Origin of the sequence: Mesorhizobium sp. M0045 (assembly GCF_040323385.1) — a bacterium.
GTDB lineage: Bacteria > Pseudomonadota > Alphaproteobacteria > Rhizobiales > Rhizobiaceae > Mesorhizobium.
This window is the reverse complement of the sequence record NZ_JAMYUY010000017.1, coordinates 1-26,648: the sequence shown is the minus strand read 5'-3', so window position 1 is coordinate 26,648 and position 26,648 is coordinate 1. Positions and strand designations below refer to the sequence as shown.

Genomic DNA, 26,648 nt, shown 5'->3' with positions numbered 1-26,648 from the left:
TGTGAACGTCTCCGGGAGGATTAGGCCAGCACCCGTGCGGTGACGGTCCTGTCGAGGCCGCGATAGGGCGGCTTGAACAGGTTGCCTTCCTGCTCGTAGGTCCAGACCTTGAACAGGCTGAGCCGGTGCGGGCCGAAACTGTGCAACAGCGGCACGTCGGTGGCGTCGCGGCCACGCGCAATGACGACACGGCCGATTCTCGGCACATTGTGGCGGGGATCGAACGTGTACCACTTGCTGTCGAGGAACACTTCCATCCAGGCCGAGAAGTCCATCGGCGCCGGATCGGCGGGCACGCCGATATCGCCGAGATAGCCGTTCACGTAGCGGGCCGGGATATTCATGCAGCGGCAGAGCGTGATCGCCAGATGGGCAAAGTCGCGGCAGACGCCGACGCGTTCCTCATGCGCCTGCGCCGCCGTGCGGGTCGAGCGCGCATAACCGTAGCCGAAGGACAGGCGGTTGTGGACATAGTCGACGATCGCCTGCACCCGCGCCCAGCCCGGCGGAAGCTGGCCGAACAGTTGCCAGGCCAGGTCGCCGAGATGGTCGGTCTCGCAGTAACGGCTGCCGAGCAGATAGCCGAGCACCTCGTCCGGCAATTCGGCGACCGGAACTTCCCTGGCCAACGCGTTGACTTCGTCCGTCTCACCGCTGTCCTCGACCACCGCGTCATAGAGGATGCGAAAACTTCCGGCCGGCGCCGTGAAGCGGCGGCAGCTATTGCCGAAAAGATCGTGGTAGACCCTGGTCGGGACCGACGGCGAGGTCAGCACGCGCGTCTGCCGCTTGATGTCGACCTGGCGATCCCTGTGGATCTCGAGCAGCGAAATGACCGGCGTGGCTGCAGCGCATTCAATGCCAATTTCATAGCCGAGCCTGATCAGCATCGCCGTCCCCCTACGATCGTCATGGAAGATAGTGCTGGTCAACGCGGGAGAGTGCGCGGCGGTTCCTTGCGAACGTCGAAAACGACGCCTCGCGGCTTCCCATACGGACGCGGCAACGTTACGGTCGATCGACACGCGTCTTTCGAAATAATCCCTCCAGGATGACCCGGGAAAACCGATGCTTGCAGGCAGAAAATTTGCGGCCTTTCTGTTCGATATGGACGGCACGATTCTCAATTCGATTGCCGCGGCGGAAAGGGTCTGGGCAGCTTGGGCGCATCGGCAAGGTCTTGACGTCGCCGCATTCCTGCCGACCATCCACGGCGTGCGGGCGATCGAGACCATCGGCCGGCTGGCGCTGCCAGGCGTCGATCCTGCCCGCGAAGCCGATGCGCTTTTGCAGGCCGAGGCAGCCGATGTCGAGGGCATTCGCCCGATTGCCGGCGCCGCGGCGTTCCTCGCGTCGCTGCCGCCTGGGAGTTGGGCGATCGCCACCTCCGCGCCGCGCGAACTTGCCTTGCTGCGCCTGCAGGCCGCCGGCATTCCGGCTCCCGCCGTGATCGTTGCGGCGGAGGATGTGGCCCGCGGCAAGCCGGCGCCCGACTGCTTCCGGCTGGCGGCCGAACGGCTCGGCGTCGATGTGCGCGACTGCCTCGTCTTCGAGGACGCGCCGGCAGGCATAGCGGCAGCCGAAGCCGCGGGCGCTGCAATCATGGTGATCAGCGCCACGCACCGGCATCCGTTGGAGACGCCGCATGCCGCCATCATCGGCTATGACGCGATCGGCATCGCTGTCGATGCCCGCGGCTGGATTGCCATCGAAGCGGAGCGGACGGCGCAGCCTGCGTAGTTTGGCGCCCTACCTGGGCTAAAAGTCGCTGGTCAGGCCCTTGACTTCCCAGTCGCCGTAGCGGCTGGGCTCCTTGCCGCCGCGCCCGCCGATCTCCCTCGGGAGCGTGGCTTCCTTCTCGCGATATTTCTCCCGTCGGGCCTCGGCCTCGGCCAAGGCACGCTGGGCTGCTGGCCTCAGCGCCTTTTGCGGCTCGCCGTTAGCATTCGTTGTGCTGGTTTCGTCGATCATGCGATCTTCCGCTAGATTGAAACAGGCCCCCGATTGAAACGAGAACCGCTGTTTCCCATCATATAGCGGTGGGTCCACAAGGGATCGACCCCTTTGTTGGGCAGAACGGAGCAGACAATGAACACCCTTCGCACCGCCATGCTTTTGGCCGCAATGACGGCCCTGTTCATGGGCGTCGGTTATCTGGTCGGCGGATCCGGCGGCATGATGATCGCCTTGCTGATCGCTGCCGGCACCAATCTGTTCAGCTATTGGAACGCCGACAAGATGGTGCTGGCGATGCACCGAGCGATCGAGGTCGACGAAAGCAACGCGCCTGAATATTACGCCATCGTGCAGGGCCTTGCCCGACGCGCCGGTCTGCCGATGCCGAGGACCTATCTCATCGACAATCCGCAGCCCAATGCCTTCGCCACCGGCCGCAATCCGCAAAATGCCGCTGTCGCCGCCAGCACTGGCTTGCTCGAGCGGCTATCGCATGAAGAAGTCGCGGCGGTGATGGCGCACGAGCTCGCCCATGTGCAGCACCGCGATACGCTGACCATGACGATCGTCGCCACCTTCGCCGGCGCAATTTCGATGCTCGGCAATTTCGCCTTTTTCTTCGGCGGTAACCGCGACAACAACAATTCCTTCGGCATCGTCGGCGTGCTGGTGGCAATGATCGTCGCGCCTTTGGCCGCCATGATCGTGCAGATGGCGGTAAGCCGCACTCGCGAATACGAGGCCGACCGGCGCGGTGCCGAAATCTGTGGACACCCGCTGTGGCTCGCCTCGGCGCTTGACAAGATCGCCCGTGGCGCCGAACGCATCCGCAACCCGGATGCCGAGCGCAATCCGGCAACCGCCCATCTCTTCATCATCAATCCTCTTTCCGGCGAGCGCATGGACAATTTGTTCTCCACCCACCCGAGCACCGAAAACCGCATCGCCGCCCTGCAGCGGATGGCGCAACAGATGGCCGGCGCACCCGAAGCGGCCGCGACGCCAAGCCCGGAGCCGGACGGGATCGGGCAGCAGCCGTCGGGTCCATGGGAAAGGGCCGCCCGGCCCGAAAGGCCGGCCGAGCCGGCCAGGCCGAAACCCAATCCCTGGGGACGCAATCCGACCGGGCCCAAAGGTCCGTGGTCGTGAGCGTCGGGCAACGCCGGCACGCAATTCCAGGCGATCGTCAACACAATTCGGGCAGCGAGGCCGTTGCTGGCCTCGCCGCGCGCAAGGCAGCCGCGCGGCTGCTTGCCGCCGTCATCGACGCGAGAACGCCGCTCGACGGGCTGACCGACCATGAAAACGGCCATCCGCAATACAAGGCGCTCGACCTGCGCGACCGCGCCCTGGTGCGCGCCATTCTGGTCACCGCCCTGCGCTACCGCATGACCATATCAGGCCTGTTGGCCCGCCGCCTGGAAAAGCCGCTGCCGCCCAACGCCACGGCGCTTTCGCACATCTTGCATGTGGCGGCGGCGCAGATCCTGTTCCTCGATGTTCCCGACAGCGCCGCCGTCGACCTCGCCGTGACCCACGCCAAGTCCGATCCGCGCACGGCGCGCTTTTCCGGCCTCGTTAATGGCGTACTGCGTACGTTGGCGCGGGCCAAGCAGGATGAGCTCGCGGCGGCGGTTGCGGCCACCGACGAGGCGCCAAAATGGTTTTCCGACCGTTTGAAAACCGTCTACGGCCTCGACAAGACCAGGCAGATACTGCTCGCCCATCGCCATGAGGCGCCGGTCGATTTCACCGTCAAGTCGGACCCGGCGCTGTGGGCCGAACGGCTCGGCGGCTTCGTCCTGCCGACCGGCACGGTGCGGGTGGAAAAGCTCAGCGCTTCCGTGACCGAACTGCCCGGTTTTGGGGAAGGCGCCTGGTGGGTTCAGGATGCAGCGGCCAGCCTGCCGGCCCGGCTGTTCGGCGACATCAATGGTTTGCGAATCGCCGACCTCTGTGCCGCGCCGGGCGGCAAGACCGCCCAGCTGATCCTCGCCGGCGCCCACGTCACCGCACTCGACATGTCCCGAACACGGCTGGCGCGGCTGACGCAGAATCTCGAAAGGCTCGGCCTGTCCGCGGAGATCGCCCACGCCGATCTGCTCAAATACGAGCCGAAGGAGCTCTTCGACGGCGTCCTCCTTGACGCACCTTGCTCTTCGACAGGCACGGTGCGGCGGCACCCCGACGTTCCCTGGACGAAGACGGCGGCCGACGTCGAAAAACTGGCCGACCTGCAACGCCGGCTGCTTGCCCGCGCCGTCACCCTGGTCACGCCTGGCGGACGCATCGTCTTTTCCAACTGTTCGCTCGATCCGCTCGAAGGCGAAGAGCTTTATCGCGGCTTTCTCGCCGGCAATGCGGAAATCATCGACGACCCGCTTCGGCCGGGTGAGATCGCCGGCATCGACCCGTTCCTGACGCCGCAAGGCACGTTGCGCACCACGCCTGCCGACCTGGAGCTTGGCTCCCCCGCCCGTTCCGGGCTGGACGGCTTCTTCGCCGCCCGCATGCGCAGAGCCGGCTAAGGGCCGATCTCGAAGCGCGTCCGGCCTTGTGGGGCGAAGAGGCACGGAAAACAGGCTGAACGGCCACGCTGCCGCGGAATTCGCCTTCGCACAAGTTCTTGAATCATATAAACTTGTGCCTGGGTGAGGATGATCAGGAGAGATTTTGGCAATCGCTGCCGGTAACACGACGCGTCTGTGGACGCTTGTCGCGAGGGAGTTCTGGCGCAAGGCGCGCCGGCGCTTGCGTGCCGGGCCACTCTATCGCTGGCGCTACTCAGGCCGCACGCCGGAGCGCGTCCTGATCGCCCCGCCGGACCTGCGCCTCGCCGATCCTCAGATCGCGCTCGAGATCTATTACGGCCGCTATCCGCTTTCGGGGCATCTGGTCGAGACCGGCGGCAAATCGCCCTTCCAGATCGACGTGCCCAATCCCGGTTGGCAAAAGACGCTGCATGGCTTTCGCTGGCTGCGCCACATGCGTGCCGCGGGTACCGAGCTCGCCGCCGCCAACGCGCGGGCGTTGGTTTCCGATTGGATTGCAATCCATGGCAGCCATATTTCCGGCGTCGCCTGGGAGCCCGGCACGACGGCCAAGCGCGTCATTGCCTGGCTGCAGCATTCCTCGATCGTGTTGCAGGGCGCCGAATTTCCGTTCTACCGCGCCTTCCTGAAATCGCTTGCCGTCCAGATCCGCTATCTGCGCGCCATGGCGCGCGAGATGCCGGACGGCAAGGACAGGCTACGCGCGCGCATTGCGCTGGCCTTTGCCGCTTTGTCGCTGCCGGCGCCGGCCTCGGCGCTGCGCGGTGCCACCCGCAGTCTCGCCGAGGAGATCGACCGCCAGATCCTGCCTGACGGCGGCCATATCTCGCGCAATCCGATGGCCGTGCTTGAAATCCTCGCCGACCTTCTGCCGTTGCGCCAGACATACGCCAATCAGGCCGAGACACCGCCGACCGCCCTGATCGGCGCCATCGACCGGATGCTGCCGGCGCTGCGCTTCTTTCGCCATCAGGATGGCAGCCTTGCCCGCTTCAACGGCATGGGCGCCACCATCCACGACCGTATCGCCAGCATCCTGCATCACGACGACACCGCCGGCGCACCATTGCTGCACGCGCCGCATTCGGGTTATGAGCGCCTGTCGATGGGGGGTGTCACGGTGATCGCCGATACCGGACCACCGCCGCCCGTCGACGTGTCCAATGCCGCTCACGCCGGGTGCCTCGCCTTCGAATTGTCGTCGGGCCGCCAGCACTATATCGTCAACGCCGGCATAGACACCTATGGCGCCGCCGAGTTCCGGCCGCTTGCCCGCGCCACCGCCGCCCATTCGACCGCCACCATCAACGACACGTCGTCGGCGCGCTTCAACCACTCCCTGCGCGTCAACGACCTGCTCGGCACGCCTTTGATCGGCGGACCGCAGCATGTGCCTTGCAAGCGCACCGACCAGAAGGGCAGCCAGGGCTTCATCGCCCGCCATGACGGCTATGTCGGGCGCTTCGGCTTCCTGCATGAGCGCGAGCTGAGATTATCGACCGAAGGCAATGTGCTTGCCGGCAGGGACCGCTTCCTGCGGCCGGGCGGCGCCTCTATCCGCAACAATGGCCGTGATTTCGTCACGGTGCGTTTCCATGTCCATCCCGACATAAACCTGCTCCAGGATGAGCATGACCGTCTGGTGCTGGCCGCCGACCATGCCGACGCCTGGGTGTTTACCTCCACCGAAGTGGCACCCGAGGTCGAGGAATCGATCTATTTCGCCGGGCTCGGCGGCCCGCGCCGCAGCCGGCAGATCGTGCTTGCGTTCAAAGCCTCGGAGATTTCCGAGGTCCACTGGCAATTGACGCGGACTACTATCGGTGGTCATCCGGAAAAAGCTGAAGCCAGCGGCAACGGCAAACACTGATCAAGCCTTGCTGCTTGATTTCCGGGCCTCATGTGCTACGGCCCGCGGACGCTCTCCAACCAGAACTGGAAAGGCCGCCAGCCCATGGCCGTCGCCGCCAAGAACATTCCCGCGCCCGACCTTGTTCCGATCCGTCGCGCGCTGCTCTCCGTCTTCGACAAGACCGGCCTGATCGACTTCGCCAAGGCGCTGGCTTCGGCCGGCGTCGAGCTGGTTTCGACCGGCGGCACCGCAAAGGCGATCGCCGAGGCCGGCATGGCCGTGCGCGACGTATCCGAGCTCACCGGCTTTCCCGAGATCATGGACGGCCGCGTCAAGACGCTGCACCCGTCGGTGCATGGCGCACTGCTCGGCGTGCGCGACGATCCCGAGCACGCCGCTGCGATGCGCGACCACGGCATCGAGCCTATAGATCTCGTCGTCTCCAATCTCTATCCATTCGAAGAGGTGCGCCGCTCCGGCGCCGACTACGCGGCGATCGTCGAGAACATCGATATTGGCGGCCCGGCGATGATCCGTGCCTCGGCCAAGAACCACGCCTATGTCGGTATCGTCACCGACCCTGACGACTATGCCTCGGTGCTCAACGCGTTGGAGATGAATTTCGGCTCGCTGTCGCTGGATTTCCGCAAGAAGCTGGCAGCCAAGGCCTTTGCCCGTACTGCCACCTACGATGCGGCGATCTCGGGATGGTTCGCCGAGGCGCTCGAGATCGAGCATTCGACATGGCGCGCCTTCGGCGGCAAGCTGCAATCGGTGATGCGCTATGGCGAAAACCCGCATCAGGGCGCCGGCTTCTATGTCAATGGCGACAGGCGGCCGGGCGTCGCTACGGCGCGCCAGCTTCAGGGCAAGCAGCTTTCCTACAACAACATCAACGACACCGACGCCGCCTTCGAGCTGGTCGGCGAATTCGATCCGACCCGCTCCGCCGCAATTGCCATCATCAAGCACGCCAACCCGTGCGGCGTCGCCGAAGCCGCTTCGCTGCACGCGGCCTATGCCAAGGCGCTGGCCTGCGATCCGGTCTCTGCCTTCGGCGGCATCGTCGCCATGAACCGCATCCTCGACGCCGGAACCGCCGAAGAGATCGTCAAGACCTTTACCGAAGTGATCATCGCACCGGAGGCGTCCGAGGAAGCAGTCCGCATCATTGCCGCCAAGAAGAATCTACGCCTGCTGGTTACCGGCGGCCTGCCCGACCCGCGCGCGGCGGGCCTTGGCTTGAAATCGGTTGCCGGCGGCTTGCTGGTCCAGGGCCGCGACAATGCGGTGGTCGATGACCTCGACCTGAAAGTGGTGACCAGCCGCGCTCCGACGCCGGCCGAATTGGCCGATCTGAAATTCGCCTTTCGCGTGGCAAAGCACGTCAAGTCGAACGCCATAGTCTATGCCAGGGATGGCGCTACAGTCGGCATCGGCGCCGGCCAGATGAGCCGGGTCGATTCCTCGCGCATCGCCGCCCGCAAGGCGTTCGACGCGGCCGAGGCTGCCGGTCTGACGGAGCCTTTGACCAAGGGCTCTGTCGTCGCCTCGGATGCCTTTTTCCCGTTCGCGGATGGGCTTTTGTCGGCAATCGAAGCCGGCGCCACCGCCGTCATTCAGCCCGGCGGCTCGATGCGCGACGACGATGTCATCGCCGCCGCCGATGCTCACGGCATCGCCATGGTGTTTACCGGCGTGAGGCATTTCAGGCATTGAACTCCCTCCCTTCCCTCTGTGGGAGAAGGGACGAGCAGATCACTCCGCCGGCCGATCCGCCGGATAGGGCGTGCCGATCAGGATCGCCATGCCCGCTCCGAGGAACAGCACGATCGCCGCCATGCCGAGCCGCGCCGAGCCGCTGGCCAGGGTGATCGTGGCCACCATGAAGGGTGCGGCAAAACTGGTTGCTCGGCCGGCCAGTGCATAGATGCCGAAATAGCGGCCCGATTCGGCCGCGGAGACGCTGCGCGCCATGTAGGAGCGCGACGAAGCCTGCACCGGCCCGAAAGCAAGCCCGATCAGCAGGCCGTAGAAAATGTAGGCTTTTTCCGCCGCCGTGCCGAACAATCCGCCGCCGTCCAGTCCGGGCATCACCCAGGCGCCGAACAGCGTATAGCCCGGGCCGGTCGAGACGATGCCCAGCGTGGCAATGCTCAGCATGACCAGCGAAATCATCACTATGGACTTGGAACCCAGCGCCGTGTCGAGGCGTGCGGCAACCAGGCATCCGACTATGGCGACGACGTTGAGGATGATGCCGAACAGGCCGATCTCGGTAATCGACCAATGGAACATTGCCGCCGCAAACGTTCCGCCCAACGCCAGCAGCGCGTTGACGCCGTCCTGATAGATCATGCGCGCGACGAGAAAGCGAAAAATGCCGCTGCGCTTGCGCACTTCGGCCAGCGTCGACTTCAGTTCCGACAGTCCCTCGCGCACCGCCGGCCCGATTGGAATGCCTTTGATTGCATCGGGGGTGAAGAAGAACATCGGCAGGATGAACAGGAAATACCAGGCCGCCGACAACGGTCCGGTGGCACGCGCGTCCTCGCCGAGCCTGGGGTCGAGGCCGAAGATCGGGTCCAGCCCAACGACGGTCTTGCCGGTTTCAGGCGAGCCGGCCATGACGGTAACGACGAAGATCAGTGCGATTATGCCGCCGAGGTAGCCGAGCCCCCAGGCCATGTTCGAGATCCTGCCGATGTCGCTCTTCGGCACCAGGCGGGGCATCATCGAATCATTGAACACGGTCGAGAATTCCGCCGCGACCGACGCCAGCGAGAACAACGCCACGACCAGAAAAAGATTAGAGCCGGGCGCGGCGAACCACAGCAGGGTGAGGCAGGTGATCTTGACCGCGGCGAAGAAGGCTATCCACGGCTTTCGCGGTCCGGTCTGGTCGGCAATCGAACCGAGGACCGGCGACAAAACGGCAATGACGAGGCCGGCGGCGGCAATGCCGTAGCCCCAGGCCGCTTGCCCGGTCTCGGGATTGCTGGCCATGCGCGAGACGAAATAAGGACCGAAGATGAAGGTAGTGACGACCGTGAAAAACGGCTGTGCCGCCCAGTCGAACAGCATCCATCCCCAGATGCCGCGTCCCGACGCCCGCTGCACTGCCATCTCAGCCATGTCCCCTCCGCTGGAGCTTGCTCAATACTGATCGAATCGGAATGACGCTCCACCTTGTTGTTGAGCACGATCTTGTCCAAAAGCCGATCGTTAGGTTCGGCATCATGCTCCGGCGCTCCCAAAAGCAGCGCGCCGTTCGCTCTATTGCGCAGTTCTTCCCGGCAATCCCGCGCGATATGGAAGACGTCTCACAGCCCCGTCAGATCGCTCATCAGGCCGGACGCCACCGACAGCCGCGACACGGTGATGTCGCCGCCCTCGGTCAGCGCCTGCAGCCGCTCGCGGATGCGTCCGACCCGTTCGCCGCCGGCCTCCAGCCATGCCGTCACCGGATCCGCCGCCTCGGCATGGCTGGTGAGTGCCGCCACGGCGATGCCGCGCCTGGCCGCGCCGATCGTGTCGGTGGCACGGGAAAGCGCCAGTTGATCGTAATAATCCGAGGGGGTGATCGAGCGCGCCGCATCTTCGACGCGCGGGATGCGGAAGACATCGCTGACCGCGAAAAACGCCTTGGCGGCAGCGACGATGCCAGCATTCGCCGTCCGCGCCGTCAGGGCAATGTCGGGGATGAGTTCCGCCACATCGGTCAACGCCAGTTGTTCGGCAAGGCTCCCCGGCGCGCCGCCCTTCGACAGATTGTGCCGCCGCTCTTCGATCCGCTCGCGCGAGAAGGCCGGCAGCAGCGAAACCAGCTTGGGCTCCAGCGCCTTGCGCGCGTCCTGCAACTCGGCGATCCGCTGCCCGAGCGGCGCGGTGCCGGCATCGTTCTTCAGGTACCAGCCGCTCGTCACATAGATCAGCCGGCTGACCGCCTGATAAAGGTCGAGCTGGATCTGCCCGTCGATCTGGTTGTCGAGCGCGTCGATCTGGCGATAGAGCGCCGGCAGCGCAAATCCATCCCGAACCACGGCGAAGGTGCGCACGACATCGGCGGCACTGCGGCCGGTTGTTTCCTGCAGCCGGTTGACGAAGGACGGACCGCCGCGATTGACCAGATCATTGGCGACGACACGGGCGATGATCTCGCGGCGCAGCCGATGGCCGTGGATTTCCGCAGCATATTTCTTTGCCATGCGATCAGGGAAATAGCCCATGAGATCACGGTCGAAATGCGGATCGTCGGGCACGTCGCTGGCGACGATATCGGAAAACAGCACGATCTTGGCATAGGCAAGCAGCACGCCGAGCTCGGCCCGGGTCAGCGGCTCGCCGCGCGTCTCGCGCTCGACAAGGGCCGCCGGCGACGGCAGCGCCTCGACGGCACGGTCGAGCAGTCCGCGCGCCTCCAGCGCCGCCATGAAGCGGCTCTGATGGGCGATGTCGGCGAGGCCGCGCTTGCGGGCAAGCGACAGCGCCAGCGTCTGCTGGTAATTGTTGGACAGCACCAGGGCGCTGACCTCATCGGTCATCTCGGCCAGCAATTTGTTGCGCGCCGGCCGGGTCAACGATCCCTTGCGCATCGCGGAAGCCAGCGCGATCTTGATGTTGACCTCGACGTCGGAACAGTTCACGCCGCCAGAATTGTCGATCGCATCTGAGTTGCAGCGGCCGCCATTCAATCCGAATTCGATGCGCGCCCGTTGCGTGACGCCGAGATTGGCGCCCTCACCGATCACCTTGGCGCGCAGGTCGAGCGCGGTGATGCGGATCGCGTCATTGGCACGGTCGCCGACATCCTGGTTGGTCTCGCCCGATGCCCTGACATAGGTGCCGATGCCGCCGAACCACAAAAGGTCCGCCGGCGCCTTGAGGATGGCACTCATGATCTCGACCGGCGTGGCCGTTGTCTTGCCGAGGCCGATCGCTGCAGCCGCGGCGGCCGGCAAGGTGATCGACTTCTGGCTGCGCGAGACGATGATGCCACCTTCGGACAGCTTCGTCTTGTCGTAATCCTGCCAGCTTGAGCGGGCGAGAGCGAACATACGCCGGCGCTCGGCCATCGAAGCCGCCATGTCGGGATCGGGATCGATGAAGATGTCGCGATGATCGAAGGCGGCGATCAGCCGGGTCTGCTCCGACAGCAGCATGCCGTTGCCGAACACGTCGCCCGACATGTCGCCAACGCCGACGACGGTGAACGGAGTGGTTTGGATGTCGCGGTTCATCTCGCGAAAATGCCGCTTGACCGCTTCCCAGGCGCCCTTGGCGGTGATGCCCATCTTCTTGTGGTCGTAACCGGCCGAACCACCGCTGGCGAAAGCGTCGTCGAGCCAGAAGCCGTGCTTTTCACTGATGGCGTTGGCGATGTCCGAGAAGGTCGCCGTGCCCTTGTCCGCGGCGACGACGAAATACGGATCGTCCTGGTCGCGCCGCACCACGCCGGCCGGCGGGATGACGCCGTCCAGGCCGATATTATCGGTGATCGACAACAGGCTGGAAACGTAATTCTTGTAGGCGGCTGTGCCGGCCTCGAAAATGGCGTCGCGCCCGGCGCTCATCGGCAGCTTTTTCGGGTAGAAACCGCCCTTGGCGCCAACCGGCACGATCACCGCATTCTTGACCTGCTGTGCCTTGACCAGGCCGAGCACTTCGGTGCGATAGTCCTGGGCACGGTCCGACCATCGCAGGCCGCCGCGCGCGACCGGACCGAAGCGCAGATGCACACCCTCGACCTCAGAGCCATAGACGAAGATCTCTCGCCATGGCCGCGGCGCCGGCAGCCCGTCCACCGATTGCGAATCGAGCTTGATCGCCAGCGATTGGCCTTTCTCCTTCGTATCGGCAACGAAATGATTGGTGCGCAGCGAGGCTTCGATCAGGTTCAGATAACGGCGGATGATGGTGTCGTCATCGATGTTGGGAACGTCTTCCAGCGCATCCGTGATCTTGGCCTTCAAATGTTTGGCCTGGACGACGCCTTCCGTTTCCGCCGTCGGGCCGAGGCGGGCGACGAACAGCGCATGCAGGCCGCGGGCGATCTCGGGATAGCGATTGAGCGCGGCGGCGATGAAATCCTGGCTCTGCGGGATACCGGCCTGCTGCAGATAGCGGCCATAGGCGCGCAGGACGGTGATCTCGCCCGACCACAGGCCGGCGGTCTGGGCAAGGCCGTTATAGCCGTCATTGTCGACATCGCCGCGCCAGACGGAAAGGAACGCATCCTCGAACAGCGCGCCGCCATTGCCGAGGTCGATCGGCCTGCCGTAGCTGTTCTCGAGTTCCATGTCGTGGATGAAGACCATGCCGGATTGATTGTCGCCGACCTCGAAAGTGCGCTCGCTGATGACGCGGAAACCGATGTTTTCCAGCACCGGCACGCGCCGCGACAGCGCCACTGGGCTGCCGTGGTGATAGATCTTCAGCGCCGCCTGATGCGGCTTCTGGCCGGCGTGACGGTAATAGTCGATGGCGATCGGATTTGACGCATCGAGCTTGGCGATGCGCCCGGCGTCGGCCAGCGCCACGGCCGGCGGAAAACTGTCGCGATAGCTTTCCGAAAAACGTGAGGCGATGGCAGTGAGTCTCGCATCGGCGCCGGTCTCTGTCGCGGTCTCGCGCAGTGCATCGTCCCAGGTCCGTACGATGTCGCGGATCGCCGCCTCGATCGTTGCCTGCTCGACCTTCGGCGTCTTGCCGCCGGAGCGGCCGATGATGAAATGGACACGCGCCAGCCCGCCTTCCGGGAACGCCGGATAATAGGCCGACAGCCGGCCTTCGAAAACGGTCTTCAAATACGTGCCGATCTTCTCGCGCACGACGCTGTCGTAGCGGTCGCGCGGCACGAAGACGAGCACGGAGACGAAGCGGTCGAACTGGTCGACACGCACCAACGCCCTGACGCGCGGCCGTTCGATCAACCCGAGGATGGCGCTGGCATGCTTGCGCAGGATCGGCACCGGAACCTGGAACAGCTCGTCGCGCGGATAGCTCTCCAGCACGTTGATCAATGCCTTGCCGGAATGGTCGCTTGGATTGAAGCCGGATTTGGCGATGACGGTTTCCGCCTTCGAGCGCAGATAGGGGATTTTCATCACCGAGCGCGTATAGGCGGTCGACGTGAACAGGCCGACGATGCGGAGCTCGCCCGAAAGCACGCCTTTGCCGGTGTAGGTCTTGACGCCGATGTAGTCGAGGTAGATGCGGCGGTGCACCGATGACTTGGCGTTGGCCTTGGTGACAATCAGCGGTTCCGGCCCATGCAGGAAGGCGCGGATTTCCGGCGTCGTGCTTACCGCTTCGGTGCCGCGCCTGAGCACCAGCACGTCAGGATCGGAAAGGATGCCGAGGCCGGGCTTTTCGGCGCGCTCGAGCATGCCGCTCGTCTCGCCGCCGGTGTAGTTGAATTCGCGCATGCCGAGGAAGGTGAAATTGTCGTCGCGCAGCCATTCGAGGAAGGCGATCGCCTCGTTGACATGGGCCTTGTCGAGCGGCACTGGCGAGTAGCGGAATTCCGAGATCGCCTGGTCGAGGCGGGCGAGCATCGGCTTCCAGTCGGTGACGGCGGCGCGCACTTGGCCGAGCAGCTTGGTCAGGCGTGCGGCCAGACCTTCAGCCTGCTCGGCCGAAAGGCGGCCGATATGGACATGGATGACGCTCAGCCGGTCATGGCTGTGGTCGCCCTTGGCATAACCCCCGTCGCCGAGGATTTCCTCGACGCCGTTTTTGCCGTGCCTGACGACTATGACCGGGTGGGTAACCAGCAGCGGCTCGCCGGCGCTCTCGGTGATCTCGCCAAGAACGGAATCGAAAAGGAACGGCATGTTGTCGTTGACGACGGTGATCACCGTCATCGGCCGGCCCTGGCGGACGACACCGGAATCGACGTCGATGGCAACGACACAGTCGTCCTTCTTGTGTCTGGCCACGGCGCGGCCGGCGAGTTCGGCAGCGCGTTCGAGATCGATGACGTCGTAGGCGGCGACATCTTCGGCCGGAGCTCGGGCCAGCAGGTAGTCGGCAAGCCTGCCGGGCTTTTCGCCACCCGCGGCTTCACCCCTCGTCAGGCCGGCTTTTTTCAACCGGCTCGCTGACTTTACACTGGCCATGAGTCCCTCCCGTCGCATGTTTTTGCGGCTATGCTAACAGATGACGGGTATTTGGCGACAAAGGTTTGACGGCTTGCGACGAAATGTCGGAATTCACCGGCAGCCTGGCGAAAAACGAGGAGAAATCCGCCATGACGGACAAAATCACCGCGCTTGACCTGGCACCGGCGGAGCTGAGCGACGCGACTAGGGTCTATTTCGCCAAATGCCGGGAGAAACTCGGCCTCGTTCCCAATGTGCTACTCGCCTATGCCTTCGACGAGAAGAAGCTGCGCGCTTTCACCGACATGTACAATGACTTGATGCTGGGCGAATCCGGCCTGTCGAAACTCGAGCGCGAGATGATCGCGGTGGCCGTCTCTTCGGTCAACCATTGCTACTATTGCCTGGCCGCGCATGGCGCGGCGGTGCGCCAGCTTTCCGGCGACCCCGCCTTCGGCGAGATGATGGTAATGAATTTTCGCGCCGCCAAGCTGTCGGACAGGCAACGCGCCATGCTCGAATTCGCCGTGAAGCTGACCGAGCAGCCGGCAAAGATCGTCGAAGCGGACCGGGCGGCGCTGCGGCAAGTCGGCTTTTCCGACCGCGACATATGGGATGTCGCCTCGACCGCGGCATTCTTCAACATGTCGAACCGGCTGGCATCGGCAATCGATATGCGGCCGAACGATGAATACCACGCGATGGCTCGATAGGGCACCGCCGTTGCGGGCCAACCGCACATTATATTAGCTACTTCGCATTCTCGTTGCTTGTTTGCCGGTTTGGTCAGATGATCGGCATGCGGCATGACCGCATGCCGGTTCGATGCCGCCGATCAGAGGAGGAGAACATGGCGAAATTTCTCTACGTCTATCATGGCTCGGGCAAGATGCCGACCGAGGAGGCCGAACGGAAGGCAGCGATGGATGCCTGGAACGGCTGGTATGGCAAGCTTGGCTCAGCGGTGGTCGACGGTGGCAATCCAGTCGGCATGTCGAAGACCGTACTGCCTGGCGGCAAGGTCGAGAACAACGGCGGCAGCAATCCGACCGCTGGTTACACCATCATCGAAGCAAAAGACATCGACGATGCCGTCGGCAAGGCCAAGGATTGTCCTATCTTGACCGACCCAGCCTTTAGTATCGAGATCGCGCCGATCATCGAAATGGGTTGACGCGCCGGCTCAAGATCGCGCCGCGATCGCCGCCGCAGCGCCGGCCATGGTGCCGGCGCTGATGCGGTTGGCGATCTTCATCGCCCGCTTGCTTCTCAAGAGCTTGCGCGCCTGCGATGCGGCGAGCACCCAGGTCAAATCGATGGCGACCAGGACCACTGCCATGGTCGCCGTCAGCTCGACCCAGCCGACCATGCTGACCGAACCGAGGTCGATGATGGTCGGCAGCAGCGCCAGATAGAACATCATGATCTTGGGGTTGCCGAGCGTCACAGCCATGCCGGCAAAGAACAGCTTGGCAGGAGAATCTTCGCGCGGCAGCGAACCTTCCTTCGCCTCGACCGGTGCCGTCCACATCTTCCAGGCAAGCCAGCCGAGATAGCTGACGCCGACCCACTTCACGACGACAAATGCATAATGGAACGTCTGCGCCACCACAGCGAGGCCAAACACCGCCAGAGACAGCCAGATCGCTTCGCCGATCCACATCGCAAGCAGGAACGGAAACACGTCGCGGAAGCCCTTTGCGATGACCCGCGCCACAAGAGCGGCGATCGACGGGCCGGGCGAGCCGGCGGCAACAAGCAGGGCGCCGGCAAAAATCAGCAGCGACGTGAAATGCATGACGGGGTCTCGTTTGAAGTGTTTGGGGTGTTCAACATAACCCAACTGTTCCGGCGACGGTAGCGTCTACCGAAAGAAGGCTTGTCCGCCAGGCACCTCACGGCTAGAGATGTCGTTCCGAAATCCTTTCCGAGCTTCACTTTGCCTACGTAACCGCCGGTCTCGTCAACTCCCCCAACACAGAGCAGGGCGTCCCAGTCGCGGTGCCTGTTTCACATGATCTGTTCTTCAGGGTGGCGGTTCGAGACCGGTTTGGCACTGCTGAACCGCTGTCGCGCATAACCACCCGCGACACCTGATTTCCAACTGCCGCAGTCTCTCGCCACGCCGTGCCCGCAAGGGGTTCTCGATATCGCCGATCTGACGAACTTCCCGACGGGAAGGGCTTTTCGGCATGCCTTCGATACTGCGCATCCGCTGGGCGATCGCGCCCAAAACCGCACCTCGACCTCACCTCAACTGCAATCGCTGCGGCGGCATGAAAGCCTATCGCTGCAGCGGCAAATTCCGCGTCAATGCCAATGGCAAGCGCATTGACGCCTGGTTGATCTACCGCTGCATCGACTGCGACAATTCCTGGAATTTCTGCATTCTGGAGCGCTGCAGCCGCCGGGATATCGAACCGGCAATATTGCAGGCGCTCGAAAGCAACGATCCGGTCCTGGCGCGGCGCCATGCCTTCGATGTTGCCGCATTGCGAAGCAGTATCGGGCGCGTTGAGGAGTTCCCCGAAGCCGCCGTTCAAAAGGAGGTGCTCGGGGATAGACCGGAAAATACCAGCGCGCTCGAACTCCAGCTCTGGCTCGAAATGCCGACAGCGCTGCGGCTCGACCGGTTACTCGCCAGCGAACTCGGTGTCTCGCGATCGCGGCTTCAGGTTTGGGAAGAGAAACGATTGCTGGTGGTTGGTCCGGACGGAGCCAAAGCCTTGCGCAGGCCGGCGCGGACGGGAACGGCGATCCGCATCCACCTGTCTGGCGAACCAGACCGGGACGATATCATTTCGGCTGCCGACGGATGAGGCGACGGGAAGGGCATCCGCAATCGGAGACAGTTGCGGCCAGGGGTCAATCGCCCTCTTTGAAGGCCGAGCCGATCAAACCCTTGGCCGCATCGGGATCGCTGTCGGCGACTTGCACATGAATCAAGCCGAGCCTGCCCGTGTCGAGAAGATAATTCGCGAGAGCACAAATTCCATACGCGTCGAGCATCGACACGCAAACTTCGGCCTCGGGTCGATTGTCTATATGACAGCCGTGACCAGTTTACCGCTCACTGCGCGGTATTGCCCTTTATGCCGCGCCGACCACTTTCGCCGACTTCTCAAAACGCTTGCGCTCGTTCGGGTCGAGATAGAGCTTGCGCAGGCGGATGGTCTTCGGCGTCACTTCGACCAGCTCGTCGTCCTGGATCCAGGCCAGCGCGCGTTCCAGCGTCATGCGGATCGGCGGCGTCAGCTTCACCGCCTCGTCCTTGCCGGCGGCGCGGATGTTGGTCAGCTTCTTGCCCTTGAGCACGTTGACCTCGAGATCGTTGTCCCTGGAATGGATGCCGATGATCATGCCCTGATAGACCTTGACGCCGGGATCGATGACCATCGGGCCGCGGTCTTCCAGGTTCCACATGGCATAGGCCACCGATTCACCCTGTTCGTTGGAGATCAGCACGCCGTTGGTGCGGCCCGGCAGCTCGCCCTTATAAGGCTCGTAGGCATGGAACAGCCGGTTCATTACCGCGGTGCCGCGCGTGTCGGTCAACAGTTCCGACTGGTAGCCGATCAGGCCGCGCGTCGGCGCGTGGAAGACGATGCGCTGGCGATTGCCGCCCGAAGGGCGCAACTCGACCATCTCGGCCTTGCGCTCCGACATCTTCTGCACGACGACGCCGGCATGCTCCTCGTCGACGTCGATGACGACTTCCTCGACCGGCTCCAGCAATTCGCCGTTGTCGCCCTTCTGCATGACGACGCGCGGCCGCGACACGGCGATCTCAAAACCTTCGCGGCGCATCGTCTCGATCAGCACGGCCAGCTGCAATTCGCCGCGGCCGGAAACGAAGAACGAATCCTTGTCAGGTGATTCCTCGATCTTCAGCGCGACGTTGCCTTCGGCCTCGCGCAGCAGGCGGTCGCGGATGACCCGGCTGGTCACCTTGTCGCCTTCGGTACCGGCCAGCGGCGAATCGTTGACGAGGAAAGACATCGTCACCGTCGGCGGATCGATCGGCTGCGCGTGCAGCGGCTCGGTCACCGACAGGTCGCAGAAGGTGTCGGCCACAGTGCCTTTCGACAGGCCGGCGATGGCGACGATGTCGCCCGCCTGCGCTTCCTCGATGGGCTGGCGCTCAAGCCCGCGGAAGGCGAGGATCTTCGAAATGCGGCCGGTTTCGACCTGGGTGCCGTCATGGTGCAGCACCTTGACCGCCTGGTTGGATTTCAGCGTGCCGGATTCGATACGGCCGGTGATGATGCGGCCGAGGAAGGGATTGGCTTCCAGGATGGTGCCGATCATGCGGAACGGGCCGGGATGAACGGTCGGCGCCGGCACGTGCTTGATGACGAGGTCGAACAGCGGCGCCAGAGCCTGGTCCTTCGGGCCTTCGGGGTTTTCCGAGACCCAGCCGTCGCGGCCTGAACCGTAAAGGATAGGAAAGTCGAGCTGCTCGTCGGTGGCGTCAAGTGCTGCGAAAAGGTCGAACACCTCGTTGACCACTTCGACATGGCGCGCATCCGGCCGGTCGATCTTGTTGATGACGACGATCGGCTTCAGTCCAACCTTGAGCGCCTTGCCGACGACGAATTTGGTCTGCGGCATCGGGCCCTCGGCGGCGTCGACCAGCACGATGGCCGAATCCACCATCGACAGGATGCGCTCGACCTCGCCGCCGAAATCGGCGTGGCCGGGCGTGTCGACGATGTTGATGCGGGTATCCTTCCAGTCGACCGAGGTCGCCTTGGCCAGGATGGTGATGCCGCGTTCCTTTTCAAGATCGTTTGAATCCATGGCGCGCTCGGCGACGCGCTGGTTGTCGCGGAACGAGCCGGACTGTTTCAGGAGCTGGTCGACGAGGGTGGTTTTTCCATGGTCGACGTGCGCGATGATCGCGATATTGCGGATTTTCATGTTTTGGTCTCGGGAGCGTTGCAGGCAGCAGGCCAAAAGGCGCTGCCTCTTTCGGTTGGGCGGCTCATACAGGGTTTTTCGCAATTGCGAAAGAGGAGGCGAGCCACCAAATAAAGTCACCAAATCTTAAATGTCTTGGTGTGAAGTGGAATTATTAACCAAGGCGGAACCTTTCGTGATCCGGACAGTTCGAATTTCATGATCGAGACAGGCATCAAACTCCGGCCGATTTTGGCATGTACCGCGCTCGCCGTCCTCCTCGCGGCAAGCGCGGCGCAATCGGCCGCGCCGTCCAAGGAGACGCGGTCTGCTCTGCCGTCCGACAAGCGCTCGGCAGAGCAGCTTTTTGCCGATGCTCCGGACGGCGTCGACCCGGTGGTGACCGGACCGGTCAGCACCGCCTTCAAGCAAAGGCAAAAAAACGCCGGATGCGACAGCGCCGTCTGGCCCAAGATTCCCGTCGTCTGCTATCCCGATTGATGCACATCCACCTTCGGGGTGGTCCTAAAAGGCAATCTCACGCCGACCGCACCGGATCGAGCGTGACCTTGTAGAGCTCGCTGTCGTCGCGATCCATCAGCCGCACCGTCAACTGCTCGGTGGCTCCATCGATGTCGACGAGCCCGAAGAACTGCAGGCCGGCCGACGGCGGCAGGTTCTGACCCTGTTCGGCGGTCGGTGCCTTGATGAACCTCAGCTCCGGGCCGAAAGTCATGTCGAAAGCATTCGGTCCGAACGTGCCGGCGTGGATCGGACCCGAAACGAATTCCCAGAACGGATTGAAGTCCTGGAACTGCGCCTTGTCCGGATTGTAATAATGCGCGGCTGTGTAATGCACGTCTGCGGTTAGCCAGACGGTATTGCTGATCCCCGCGTTCTTCATATAGCGAAGGAGGTCGGCAATTTCCAGCTCGCGCCCCTTGGCCGGGCCATTGTCGCCATTGCTGATTGCCTCAGCCCCGACCTTCTTGGTGCCGTCGTTCCAGACGACGAGGCCGAGCGGCATGTCGGCGGCGATGATTTTCCAGGTTGCATTGGAATTCGCCAGCTCGCGCTTCAGCCATTTCGTCTGTTGTTCGCCGAGGGTGCGCGATTGCGGCGTCATCGTCTCCTGCATATTCGGACCGTTGGGGCCGCGATAGGAACGCATGTCGAGGAAGAACACGTCGAGCAGCGGCCCATAGGCGATTTTGCGGTAGACACGGCCGGGCTCCGACGGCTCGTAGCGGATCGTCGTCATTTCGTGGAAGGCGCGCGCCGCGCGTGCCGCCAGTACATGGATGGATTTTTCGGTGTAGCGGTCGTCGGCGCTCAGATCCTTCGAATCCGACCAGTTGTTCACCACCTCGTGGTCGTCCCACTGGTAGAACGTCGGGCAGATGGCGTTCAGCGCCAGCACGTTCCTGTCCATCAAATTGTATTTCCACTGACCCCGGTATTCGTCCAGCGTCTCGGCAACCTTGCGTTTTTCGTCGATCAGCACGGTGTTCTTCCACTTGCCGCCGCCGGGCAGGTCGATCTCGTCCTTCATCGCGCCATCGGCATAGATCGTATCGCCCGAATGCAGGAAGAAGTCCGGCGTGTGCTTGGCGATCGTGGCGTAGGTCTTCATGCCGGTGTCGTCGATGCCCCAGCCCTGGCCGGCGGTGTCGCCCGACCAAGCGAAACGAATGTCGCGCTTCGAGGCAGGTGCCGTGCGGAAGCGGCCGACGATCGGCTCGGAAACGGCGTTGATATCGGAAAGATCGGCCGCGACCATGCGGTAGAAGATGTCCTGGTCGGAGGCGAGATCGGTAAGCAGCCGCTTCACCGTATAGTCGCTGGCCGGCGAGCTATCGAGCGGCGCCAGGCGGACGGCATTGGCGAAGCTCTCCGTCGACGACACTTCGAACATGACGCGCGACGGCCGGTCCGTGCGCGCCCAGACCATGCCGCTGGTCGCGTCGACGTCGCCGGATTGGATCCCGTGGGTAAAGGCCGGGCGCTGATTGGCGCGCGAGTAATAGGGAAGCGCGAGGCCCGACGCGCCGACCAGGCCAACGGCGCTGGCCGACGTGACGAAAGCGCGCCGCGTCATCGAAATCTTGTTCATGGCTGTCTCCTGGATGGCGTTGAACGTCGCCGCCAAGCTCCAGCTTCAATGTTTCAGGCACATTTCGAAACGATGAAGGTTTGATAACAGTGAACAGGCGGGCGATCTCCCCCTCAAGGGGGGAGATTAGCACTCAACTGTCGCACCCTAAGCCGCCTGCGGTTCCGGCTCGAAGGCCGGGCGGCTGGTGTTGATCAGCAGCGAGATGCAGGCGGCGGCTATTGCCGTCATACCGGCGATCAGGAAGGCAAGCTCGTAATTGCCTTGCAGCTCGCGCATGGTGCCGCCGAAGAAGGCCGCTGTCGCGGCGCCAACCTGATGGCCGGCGACGATCCAGCCGAAGACGATCGGTCCGCTGCGGTCGCCGAACGCCTCGTTGGAAAGCCTCAGCGTCGGCGGCACCGTGGCGATCCAGTCCAGTCCGTAAAACACGGCGAAGATGATCAGGCTGGTTGCCGAAAAGCCGGAATAGGGCAGATAGATCAACGACAGGCCGCGGATGCCGTAATAGACGCCGAGCAGCTTGCGCGGGTCGAAACGGTCGGTGAGCCAGCCCGATAGCGTCGTGCCGATCAGGTCGAAAATGCCCATCATCGACAGCAGGCCGGCGGCTTGCACTTCGCCTATGCCCATGTCGCCGCAAAAGGCGATCAGGTGCGTGCCGACCAGCCCGTTGGTGGTGAAGCCGCAGACGAAGAAAGTGGCGAACAGATACCAGAACACCCGCGTGCCGGCGGCGCGGCGCAGCGTGCTCAGCGTATGCGAAAGGAAATTGCCTTGCGCGGCTGGCGGCGCCGGCGGCACGTCGTCGGCATCGGCGCCATAGCGGACCATGCCGATCGAGGCCGGGCGCTCCGGCACCAGCATATAGACCAGCGGCACCAGGCAGGCGGTGGCCACTGCAATGGCGATGGCGACCGGCTTCCAGCCGCCTGACTGGGCGAGCGAGGCGAGCAACGGCAGGAAGACCAGCAGCCCGGTGGCGCTGGACGCCGACATCAGTCCCATCACCAGGCCGCGATTGGTCTTGAACCAGCGGTTGACGATGGTTGCGCCGAGCACGGTGGCGACGGCGCCCGAGCTGACGCCGGAAAACACGCCCCAGGTGAGGAGCAGATGCCACGGCTTGGTCATCAACAGGCTGAGCGCGGTCGATCCCGACATCAAAAGCAGCGCGGCAAGCAAAGTGCGGCGCAGCCCAATCCGCTCCATCAGCGCCGCGGCAAACGGCCCGGTCAGGCCATAGAGGAAGATGCCAGTGGCAGCGGCCAGCGAGACGACGTCGCGCCGCCAGCCGAAACTGTTCTCCAGCGGCAGCATCATGACTGCCGGCGCCGAACGCAGGCCCGCTGCGATCAGCAGGCAAAGGAAGATGACGGCGACCACGACGAAAGCGTAGCGCTGGCCAAACGGGCGGGATTGAGCTATCATGTTACTGACCGGTACGTTGCAGGAGCGCGAAACATACGTACCGACCGGTAACATTGTCAACCAGCTAATCGGTACACCAGACATGAAAAGCATTGAACCAACGATCAAGGCGAATGACGCATCGCCGCCTCGCGCCGCCGAACGGATTCTCCAGGTGGCGCGCGACCTGTTTTACCGGCAAGGCATCAGGGCGATCGGGGTCGACGAGATCGTGCGGCGTGCCGGCGTCACCAAGCCCAGCCTTTACCGCAGCTTTCCGTCCAAGGATGAGCTGGCCGCATCCTATCTTCGGCACTATGACCTCGAATTTTGGGAGCGCTTCGACGAGGCGGTGAATGCCCATCCCGGCGATCCGCGCGCGCAGATCGTCGCCTTCCTGACGCGTGTCGGCAAGCGTACGCAGAAGCCCGACTATCGCGGCTGCGGCATGACCAATGCCGCGGTCGAATATCCGGAACATGGCCATCCGGCCCGCGTCGTGAGCGAGGCCAACAAGCAGGAATTGCGCCGGCGCCTGCGTGCCATGGCGGCAGAGATGGGCGCCGGCGACGCCGACACGCTGGGGGACGGGCTGCTGCTCCTGATCGAGGGCGCCTATATCAGCGGCCAGCTGTTCGGTGTCGGCGGGCCGGCGCAGTCGGTCGCCCGCAACGCCGACCTTCTGATCGAGGCAAGCTTGAAGAAATAGCGTACCGTTTACCAGATCACTGTGAGCAGCCTGAGTTCGTCTAGGCTGCTGCTAGATTTGACGGTACGCTGCGGCAGCCCGAACGGAGTTGTCCGCCATGCGCGCTCTTTTGATCCCGCTTGCCTTCGCCGGCTTCTGCAATGCCGCCCGGGCTGGCGACATATCCAGCGTCTATACCGATCTCGTCTGGGAGAAGGACTGCGTGACGTATGCCCAGGCGGAGGAAGGCGACGGCGACTGGGCCGACCTCGCCTGTTCGGGTTATGGCGGCTACCCGGTGATGGTTTCCTACGACGACGCGCGGGAATCGCTGTTCTACGGCTTTCCACCCGGCGATATGACCACGGTCTGGGAAAGCTTTTCCGGCCTCAACTCGGCTGGACCTAAAGTCGAGTGGCGGATCGAAACCAACGGCAAAACCACCATTCCGTTCGCCGCCATTCATCGTCGCTCGATCAGCGATACCGAGGGCGAGAACAAGTCGACGGAAGTGTTGATCGTCGCCAAGGTTGCCCAGCCTGACACCCACGAAGGCTGCACGATCGGCCTTGTGCTCGCCACCGGTAATCCCGCCGCCAACGATCAGGCGCGCAAGCTTGCCGACGAGAAGGCACCCACCTTCGCCTGCGGCAAGGACAAGCGCGTAGTGATCGGCGACGCGCCCGCTTTCGGCCGCGTCGACAACTGATTATTTGCGCCCGATAATTACTTGCGCTTGGCCCGCTCGATTGCCTCGACGATCATCTTCTTGGCATAGGCCGCATCGTACCAGCCTTCGATCTTGACCCATTTGCCGGGTTCGAGATCCTTGTAGTGCTCGAAGAAATGCTGCACTTGCTGGCGGGTAATGTCAGGCAATTGCGTGTATTCGTGGACGTCCTCGTAGCGTAAGGTCAGCTTGGGCGAAGGCACCGCGATGACCTTCTCGTCCTGGCCGGCATTGTCCTCCATCACCAGCACGCCGATCGGCCGCACATTGATAACGCAGCCTGGCACCAGCGCGCGCGTGTTGCAGACCAGCACGTCGATCGGGTCGCCGTCGCCCGATAGCGTGTGTGGTACGAAACCGTAATTGCCGGGATAGCGCATCGAAGTGTGAAGGAAGCGGTCGACGAACAGCGTGCCGGCCTCCTTGTCCATCTCGTACTTGATCGGCTCGCCGCCGATCGGCACCTCGATAATGACGTTGACGTCCTCGGGCGGGTTCTTTCCGCTGGCAATCGCTTCGATCCGCATCGCTTTATCCCTCTCTCGATTGAAGATCGATAGCGGCCGATGGCGAATGGTGCAATGCGGCGAATGGTACTGGGGGGATCGTCCGAACCGAAACCGGCCGGATCATGCGCTGGCCGTCATTCCCAGACGAAAGCGACCTTCTTCAGCGCCTTCTGCTCGAAGATCTCGACGCCCTCGGCCACATCGCGGCCGCCGGCGCCGGCATAGAAGGCAAGTGCGTTCTGATTGTCTTCCAGCGCCCAAACCACCATGCCTTTCAGGCCATGGTCGGCCAGCCGTGCCCGTGCGGCTGCGAACAGCCGGCTGCCGAGCCCGATGCCTTGATACTCCGGCCGCAAGTAAAGCTCGTAGATCTCGCCCTGCTGCCTGAGCTCACGTGCTCGGTTCTTGCCGATCGTCGCGTATCCGGCAATTTTGCCGCCGATTTCGACGACCAGGACGGTGGCGGCCCGGCGAATGGCATTTGCCCACCAATCGGCACCGCGGCGGTTGATCATCGATGTCAGTGTACGGTGCGGGATGATGCCCGAATAGGCGCCGCGCCAGGCCTCGAGATGCACGTCGGCAATGGCGGCTGCATCGCGTGGTTCGGCTTTCCTGATGTCGATGCTCAGCGTATTCATGATTGGTTAACCATAAACCCGCCGCGCCCGATTGCAAGAGTCCGGTCGTCCGCCGCGATGCTTTCACACAGCCGAACAGTGCGTCCTTGAGACGCTGGAAAACCGCTTTTAGCGAGATCAAATCTCGACCAGATGGTCGTCCAGTTCGTTGCTGTCGCCGGTCGAGACCGGAAAATGCTCGGCCAGTACCGCACCGACCGCTTCGATCGCCTTGACGAACCCGTCGGCAAGCCGATCGTCGCCGGCATGCGCCGTAAGGTCGCGGACGACACCGTCCCAGACATGCTGGCCGACACGAGAATCGATGCCGCTGTCGGCGACCACCTCGGCATAGCGCTCGGCGATCGAGACGAACACCAGCACGCCCGTGCGCGCCGTGGTGCGGTGGACGTTGCGGGCGAGAAACTGCTTCATCGCATTGGCGTGGGCGGCTTGGTAGCGCATACGCCTCGGCACCAAATGGATGCGCAATGCGGGCAATGCCCACAACAGAATGAGCACACTGGCAAGCGCCAGCAGCTCGGCGATGACGAAATGCGGCAAGCGGATCGACAGCCACCAGGCTTCCAGCCCGTAACCGACGGCGAGGCTGACGACGAGCATGCCGAGCATCGCCATGAAAGCGGCCGGGAAAAAATAGCCGTCGCTGGCATGCGCCACGACGCAGTAGATCTCGCCGTCGGTCTTTGCTTCGGCAGCGCGGATCGCATCGGCGATGCGCTCATGATCCTCGGGGCTGATCGGTCGTGTTGCCATGATTGATGTCTCACCAGCTTCCTGAAGAACCGCCGCCGCCGGACGAACCGCCGCCACCTGAAAAACCACCGCCCGAACTTCCGGACGACCAACCGCTGCCGGAACTTCCAGACGACCAGCCACTGCCGGACGAGGTCCCCGACGTCCAGCCAGCGCCACCGGAGGATGACGAAGCTGGCCCACGGCCGTAGCGGAACGTCATGCCCAGCCACTTGTACACGCCCGGCGACAGCTTCGTGCCGAAGATCGGCGGCAGGAATGCCATTGCCAGGCCGCCGAAGAACATCGTCGCCCACAGGACGATGAACAGAACGAAGATGGGATCGACAGGATTGTCATTCGCCGGATTGCGCTTGCCGCGGGCTTCCAGCTCTTCGGGATTGCCTTCCAGCACCATGATCATGTCATCGACGGCCTTGCTGATGCCGCCAGAGAAATCG

General features: G+C 63.5%; 23 protein-coding genes and 1 pseudogene. 11 read left to right on the top strand and 13 right to left on the bottom strand.

Annotated features, from left to right (window positions below; genetic code table 11):
- Positions 1-20 precede the first annotated feature (20 nt).
- Positions 21-890, bottom strand: a complete 870-nt coding sequence (locus tag NKJ72_RS23160) for a transglutaminase-like domain-containing protein (protein WP_352479565.1) — start codon at positions 888-890, stop codon at positions 21-23.
- Between the two features lie 178 nt (positions 891-1,068).
- On the opposite strand from NKJ72_RS23160, the gene NKJ72_RS23155 reads away from it, so the two are divergent.
- Positions 1,069-1,740, top strand: coding sequence for an HAD-IA family hydrolase (locus NKJ72_RS23155; RefSeq protein ID WP_352479564.1), 672 nt, complete (start codon positions 1,069-1,071; stop codon positions 1,738-1,740).
- Positions 1,741-1,758: 18 nt separating this feature from the next.
- Here the strand turns inward: NKJ72_RS23155 and NKJ72_RS23150 are convergent, their stop codons facing one another.
- The gene (locus NKJ72_RS23150) at positions 1,759-1,971 is read right to left on the bottom strand and encodes a DUF1674 domain-containing protein (protein ID WP_352479563.1); all 213 of its coding nucleotides are present in this window, start codon (positions 1,969-1,971) and stop codon (positions 1,759-1,761) included.
- Positions 1,972-2,088: 117 nt separating this feature from the next.
- On the opposite strand from NKJ72_RS23150, the gene htpX reads away from it, so the two are divergent.
- From htpX to purH, 4 genes are all read left to right on the top strand, one after another.
- The gene (gene htpX / locus NKJ72_RS23145) at positions 2,089-3,105 is read left to right on the top strand and encodes a zinc metalloprotease HtpX (protein WP_352479562.1); all 1,017 of its coding nucleotides are present in this window, start codon (positions 2,089-2,091) and stop codon (positions 3,103-3,105) included.
- Positions 3,096-4,484 carry an RsmB/NOP family class I SAM-dependent RNA methyltransferase gene (locus tag NKJ72_RS23140; protein WP_352479561.1) on the top strand — a complete coding sequence of 463 codons (1,389 nt, stop codon included), beginning with the start codon at positions 3,096-3,098 and terminating at the stop codon, positions 4,482-4,484. Before htpX ends, NKJ72_RS23140 begins: the two co-directional genes overlap by 10 nt.
- Positions 4,485-4,629: 145 nt before the next feature.
- Positions 4,630-6,378: a heparinase II/III family protein gene (locus tag NKJ72_RS23135; RefSeq protein WP_352479560.1), complete on the top strand. Its 1,749-nt coding sequence runs from the start codon at positions 4,630-4,632 to the stop codon at positions 6,376-6,378.
- Between the two features lie 84 nt (positions 6,379-6,462).
- Positions 6,463-8,079, top strand: coding sequence for a bifunctional phosphoribosylaminoimidazolecarboxamide formyltransferase/IMP cyclohydrolase (purH, locus tag NKJ72_RS23130; RefSeq protein WP_352479559.1), 1,617 nt, complete (start codon positions 6,463-6,465; stop codon positions 8,077-8,079).
- A gap of 39 nt (positions 8,080-8,118) precedes the next feature.
- On the opposite strand, the gene NKJ72_RS23125 is transcribed toward purH, so the two are convergent.
- Positions 8,119-9,495, bottom strand: coding sequence for an MFS transporter (locus tag NKJ72_RS23125; RefSeq protein ID WP_352479558.1), 1,377 nt, complete (start codon positions 9,493-9,495; stop codon positions 8,119-8,121).
- A gap of 188 nt (positions 9,496-9,683) precedes the next feature.
- The gene (locus NKJ72_RS23120) at positions 9,684-14,480 is read right to left on the bottom strand and encodes an NAD-glutamate dehydrogenase (protein ID WP_352479557.1); all 4,797 of its coding nucleotides are present in this window, start codon (positions 14,478-14,480) and stop codon (positions 9,684-9,686) included.
- A 131-nt stretch (positions 14,481-14,611) separates the two neighbouring features.
- On the opposite strand from NKJ72_RS23120, the gene NKJ72_RS23115 reads away from it, so the two are divergent.
- Both NKJ72_RS23115 and NKJ72_RS23110 read left to right on the top strand, forming a co-directional pair.
- Positions 14,612-15,175: a peroxidase-related enzyme gene (locus NKJ72_RS23115; protein ID WP_352479556.1), complete on the top strand. Its 564-nt coding sequence runs from the start codon at positions 14,612-14,614 to the stop codon at positions 15,173-15,175.
- A gap of 137 nt (positions 15,176-15,312) precedes the next feature.
- A complete protein-coding gene (locus NKJ72_RS23110) occupies positions 15,313-15,636 on the top strand; it encodes a YciI family protein (RefSeq protein ID WP_352479555.1) in 324 nt (107 codons plus the stop codon).
- A gap of 9 nt (positions 15,637-15,645) precedes the next feature.
- Here the strand turns inward: NKJ72_RS23110 and NKJ72_RS23105 are convergent, their stop codons facing one another.
- Positions 15,646-16,260 carry a LysE family translocator gene (locus NKJ72_RS23105; protein ID WP_352479554.1) on the bottom strand — a complete coding sequence of 205 codons (615 nt, stop codon included), beginning with the start codon at positions 16,258-16,260 and terminating at the stop codon, positions 15,646-15,648.
- Positions 16,261-16,654: 394 nt separating this feature from the next.
- On the opposite strand from NKJ72_RS23105, the gene NKJ72_RS23100 reads away from it, so the two are divergent.
- Positions 16,655-17,281, top strand: coding sequence for a DUF1062 domain-containing protein (locus NKJ72_RS23100; RefSeq protein ID WP_352479553.1), 627 nt, complete (start codon positions 16,655-16,657; stop codon positions 17,279-17,281).
- A 46-nt stretch (positions 17,282-17,327) separates the two neighbouring features.
- Here the strand turns inward: NKJ72_RS23100 and NKJ72_RS23095 are convergent, their stop codons facing one another.
- On the bottom strand, positions 17,328-17,477 hold the full coding sequence (locus tag NKJ72_RS23095; RefSeq protein ID WP_352479552.1) for a hypothetical protein: 150 nt from the start codon (positions 17,475-17,477) through the stop codon (positions 17,328-17,330).
- A gap of 75 nt (positions 17,478-17,552) precedes the next feature.
- Positions 17,553-19,382: a translational GTPase TypA gene (typA, locus tag NKJ72_RS23090; protein ID WP_254817743.1), complete on the bottom strand. Its 1,830-nt coding sequence runs from the start codon at positions 19,380-19,382 to the stop codon at positions 17,553-17,555.
- Between the two features lie 198 nt (positions 19,383-19,580).
- On the opposite strand from typA, the gene NKJ72_RS23085 reads away from it, so the two are divergent.
- On the top strand, positions 19,581-19,862 hold the full coding sequence (locus NKJ72_RS23085; RefSeq protein ID WP_352479551.1) for a hypothetical protein: 282 nt from the start codon (positions 19,581-19,583) through the stop codon (positions 19,860-19,862).
- 37 nt (positions 19,863-19,899) lie between these two features.
- On the opposite strand, the gene NKJ72_RS23080 is transcribed toward NKJ72_RS23085, so the two are convergent.
- Together NKJ72_RS23080 and NKJ72_RS23075 are read right to left on the bottom strand one after the other, a co-directional pair.
- Positions 19,900-21,474, bottom strand: a complete 1,575-nt coding sequence (locus tag NKJ72_RS23080) for an alkaline phosphatase D family protein (RefSeq protein ID WP_352479550.1) — start codon at positions 21,472-21,474, stop codon at positions 19,900-19,902.
- 147 nt (positions 21,475-21,621) lie between these two features.
- Positions 21,622-22,905, bottom strand: coding sequence for an MFS transporter (locus NKJ72_RS23075; RefSeq protein ID WP_254817746.1), 1,284 nt, complete (start codon positions 22,903-22,905; stop codon positions 21,622-21,624).
- An 82-nt stretch (positions 22,906-22,987) separates the two neighbouring features.
- Between NKJ72_RS23075 and NKJ72_RS23070 the strand changes: the two genes are divergently transcribed.
- Together NKJ72_RS23070 and NKJ72_RS23065 are read left to right on the top strand one after the other, a co-directional pair.
- Positions 22,988-23,593 carry a TetR/AcrR family transcriptional regulator gene (locus NKJ72_RS23070; RefSeq protein WP_352479549.1) on the top strand — a complete coding sequence of 202 codons (606 nt, stop codon included), beginning with the start codon at positions 22,988-22,990 and terminating at the stop codon, positions 23,591-23,593.
- Between the two features lie 97 nt (positions 23,594-23,690).
- Positions 23,691-24,281 carry a hypothetical protein gene (locus NKJ72_RS23065; RefSeq protein WP_254817748.1) on the top strand — a complete coding sequence of 197 codons (591 nt, stop codon included), beginning with the start codon at positions 23,691-23,693 and terminating at the stop codon, positions 24,279-24,281.
- Positions 24,282-24,298: 17 nt separating this feature from the next.
- Here the strand turns inward: NKJ72_RS23065 and ppa are convergent, their stop codons facing one another.
- From ppa to NKJ72_RS23045, 4 genes and pseudogenes are all read right to left on the bottom strand, one after another.
- Positions 24,299-24,829, bottom strand: a complete 531-nt coding sequence (gene ppa / locus NKJ72_RS23060; RefSeq protein ID WP_023721304.1) for an inorganic diphosphatase — start codon at positions 24,827-24,829, stop codon at positions 24,299-24,301.
- A gap of 116 nt (positions 24,830-24,945) precedes the next feature.
- Entirely contained in the window at positions 24,946-25,452 is a 507-nt protein-coding gene (locus NKJ72_RS23055) for a GNAT family N-acetyltransferase (RefSeq protein WP_254817749.1), read from the bottom strand.
- A gap of 117 nt (positions 25,453-25,569) precedes the next feature.
- Positions 25,570-26,208 (bottom strand): TPM domain-containing protein, encoded by a 639-nt coding sequence (locus tag NKJ72_RS23050; protein ID WP_352479548.1) that lies wholly within the window; start codon positions 26,206-26,208, stop codon positions 25,570-25,572.
- Positions 26,209-26,218: 10 nt separating this feature from the next.
- Positions 26,219-26,648 (bottom strand): annotated as a pseudogene (locus tag NKJ72_RS23045) (TPM domain-containing protein); the annotation flags it as partial.

Excerpts from the sequence above, each read along its gene's own strand:
- NKJ72_RS23160 (WP_352479565.1), bottom strand. The coding sequence starts at position 890 with ATGCTGATCAGGCTCGGCTATGAAATTGGCATTGAATGCGCTGCAGCC.
- NKJ72_RS23155 (WP_352479564.1), top strand. The coding sequence starts at position 1,069 with ATGCTTGCAGGCAGAAAATTTGCGGCCTTTCTGTTCGATATGGACGGC.
- NKJ72_RS23150 (WP_352479563.1), bottom strand. The coding sequence starts at position 1,971 with ATGATCGACGAAACCAGCACAACGAATGCTAACGGCGAGCCGCAAAAG.
- htpX (WP_352479562.1), top strand. The coding sequence starts at position 2,089 with ATGAACACCCTTCGCACCGCCATGCTTTTGGCCGCAATGACGGCCCTG.
- purH (WP_352479559.1), top strand. The coding sequence starts at position 6,463 with ATGGCCGTCGCCGCCAAGAACATTCCCGCGCCCGACCTTGTTCCGATC.
- NKJ72_RS23125 (WP_352479558.1), bottom strand. The coding sequence starts at position 9,495 with ATGGCTGAGATGGCAGTGCAGCGGGCGTCGGGACGCGGCATCTGGGGA.
- NKJ72_RS23120 (WP_352479557.1), bottom strand. The coding sequence starts at position 14,480 with ATGGCCAGTGTAAAGTCAGCGAGCCGGTTGAAAAAAGCCGGCCTGACG.
- NKJ72_RS23115 (WP_352479556.1), top strand. The coding sequence starts at position 14,612 with ATGACGGACAAAATCACCGCGCTTGACCTGGCACCGGCGGAGCTGAGC.
- NKJ72_RS23110 (WP_352479555.1), top strand. The coding sequence starts at position 15,313 with ATGGCGAAATTTCTCTACGTCTATCATGGCTCGGGCAAGATGCCGACC.
- NKJ72_RS23105 (WP_352479554.1), bottom strand. The coding sequence starts at position 16,260 with ATGCATTTCACGTCGCTGCTGATTTTTGCCGGCGCCCTGCTTGTTGCC.
- NKJ72_RS23100 (WP_352479553.1), top strand. The coding sequence starts at position 16,655 with ATGCCTTCGATACTGCGCATCCGCTGGGCGATCGCGCCCAAAACCGCA.
- typA (WP_254817743.1), bottom strand. The coding sequence starts at position 19,382 with ATGAAAATCCGCAATATCGCGATCATCGCGCACGTCGACCATGGAAAA.
- NKJ72_RS23085 (WP_352479551.1), top strand. The coding sequence starts at position 19,581 with ATGATCGAGACAGGCATCAAACTCCGGCCGATTTTGGCATGTACCGCG.
- NKJ72_RS23080 (WP_352479550.1), bottom strand. The coding sequence starts at position 21,474 with ATGAACAAGATTTCGATGACGCGGCGCGCTTTCGTCACGTCGGCCAGC.
- NKJ72_RS23075 (WP_254817746.1), bottom strand. The coding sequence starts at position 22,905 with ATGATAGCTCAATCCCGCCCGTTTGGCCAGCGCTACGCTTTCGTCGTG.
- NKJ72_RS23070 (WP_352479549.1), top strand. The coding sequence starts at position 22,988 with ATGAAAAGCATTGAACCAACGATCAAGGCGAATGACGCATCGCCGCCT.
- NKJ72_RS23065 (WP_254817748.1), top strand. The coding sequence starts at position 23,691 with ATGCGCGCTCTTTTGATCCCGCTTGCCTTCGCCGGCTTCTGCAATGCC.
- ppa (WP_023721304.1), bottom strand. The coding sequence starts at position 24,829 with ATGCGGATCGAAGCGATTGCCAGCGGAAAGAACCCGCCCGAGGACGTC.
- NKJ72_RS23055 (WP_254817749.1), bottom strand. The coding sequence starts at position 25,452 with ATGAATACGCTGAGCATCGACATCAGGAAAGCCGAACCACGCGATGCA.
- NKJ72_RS23050 (WP_352479548.1), bottom strand. The coding sequence starts at position 26,208 with ATGGCAACACGACCGATCAGCCCCGAGGATCATGAGCGCATCGCCGAT.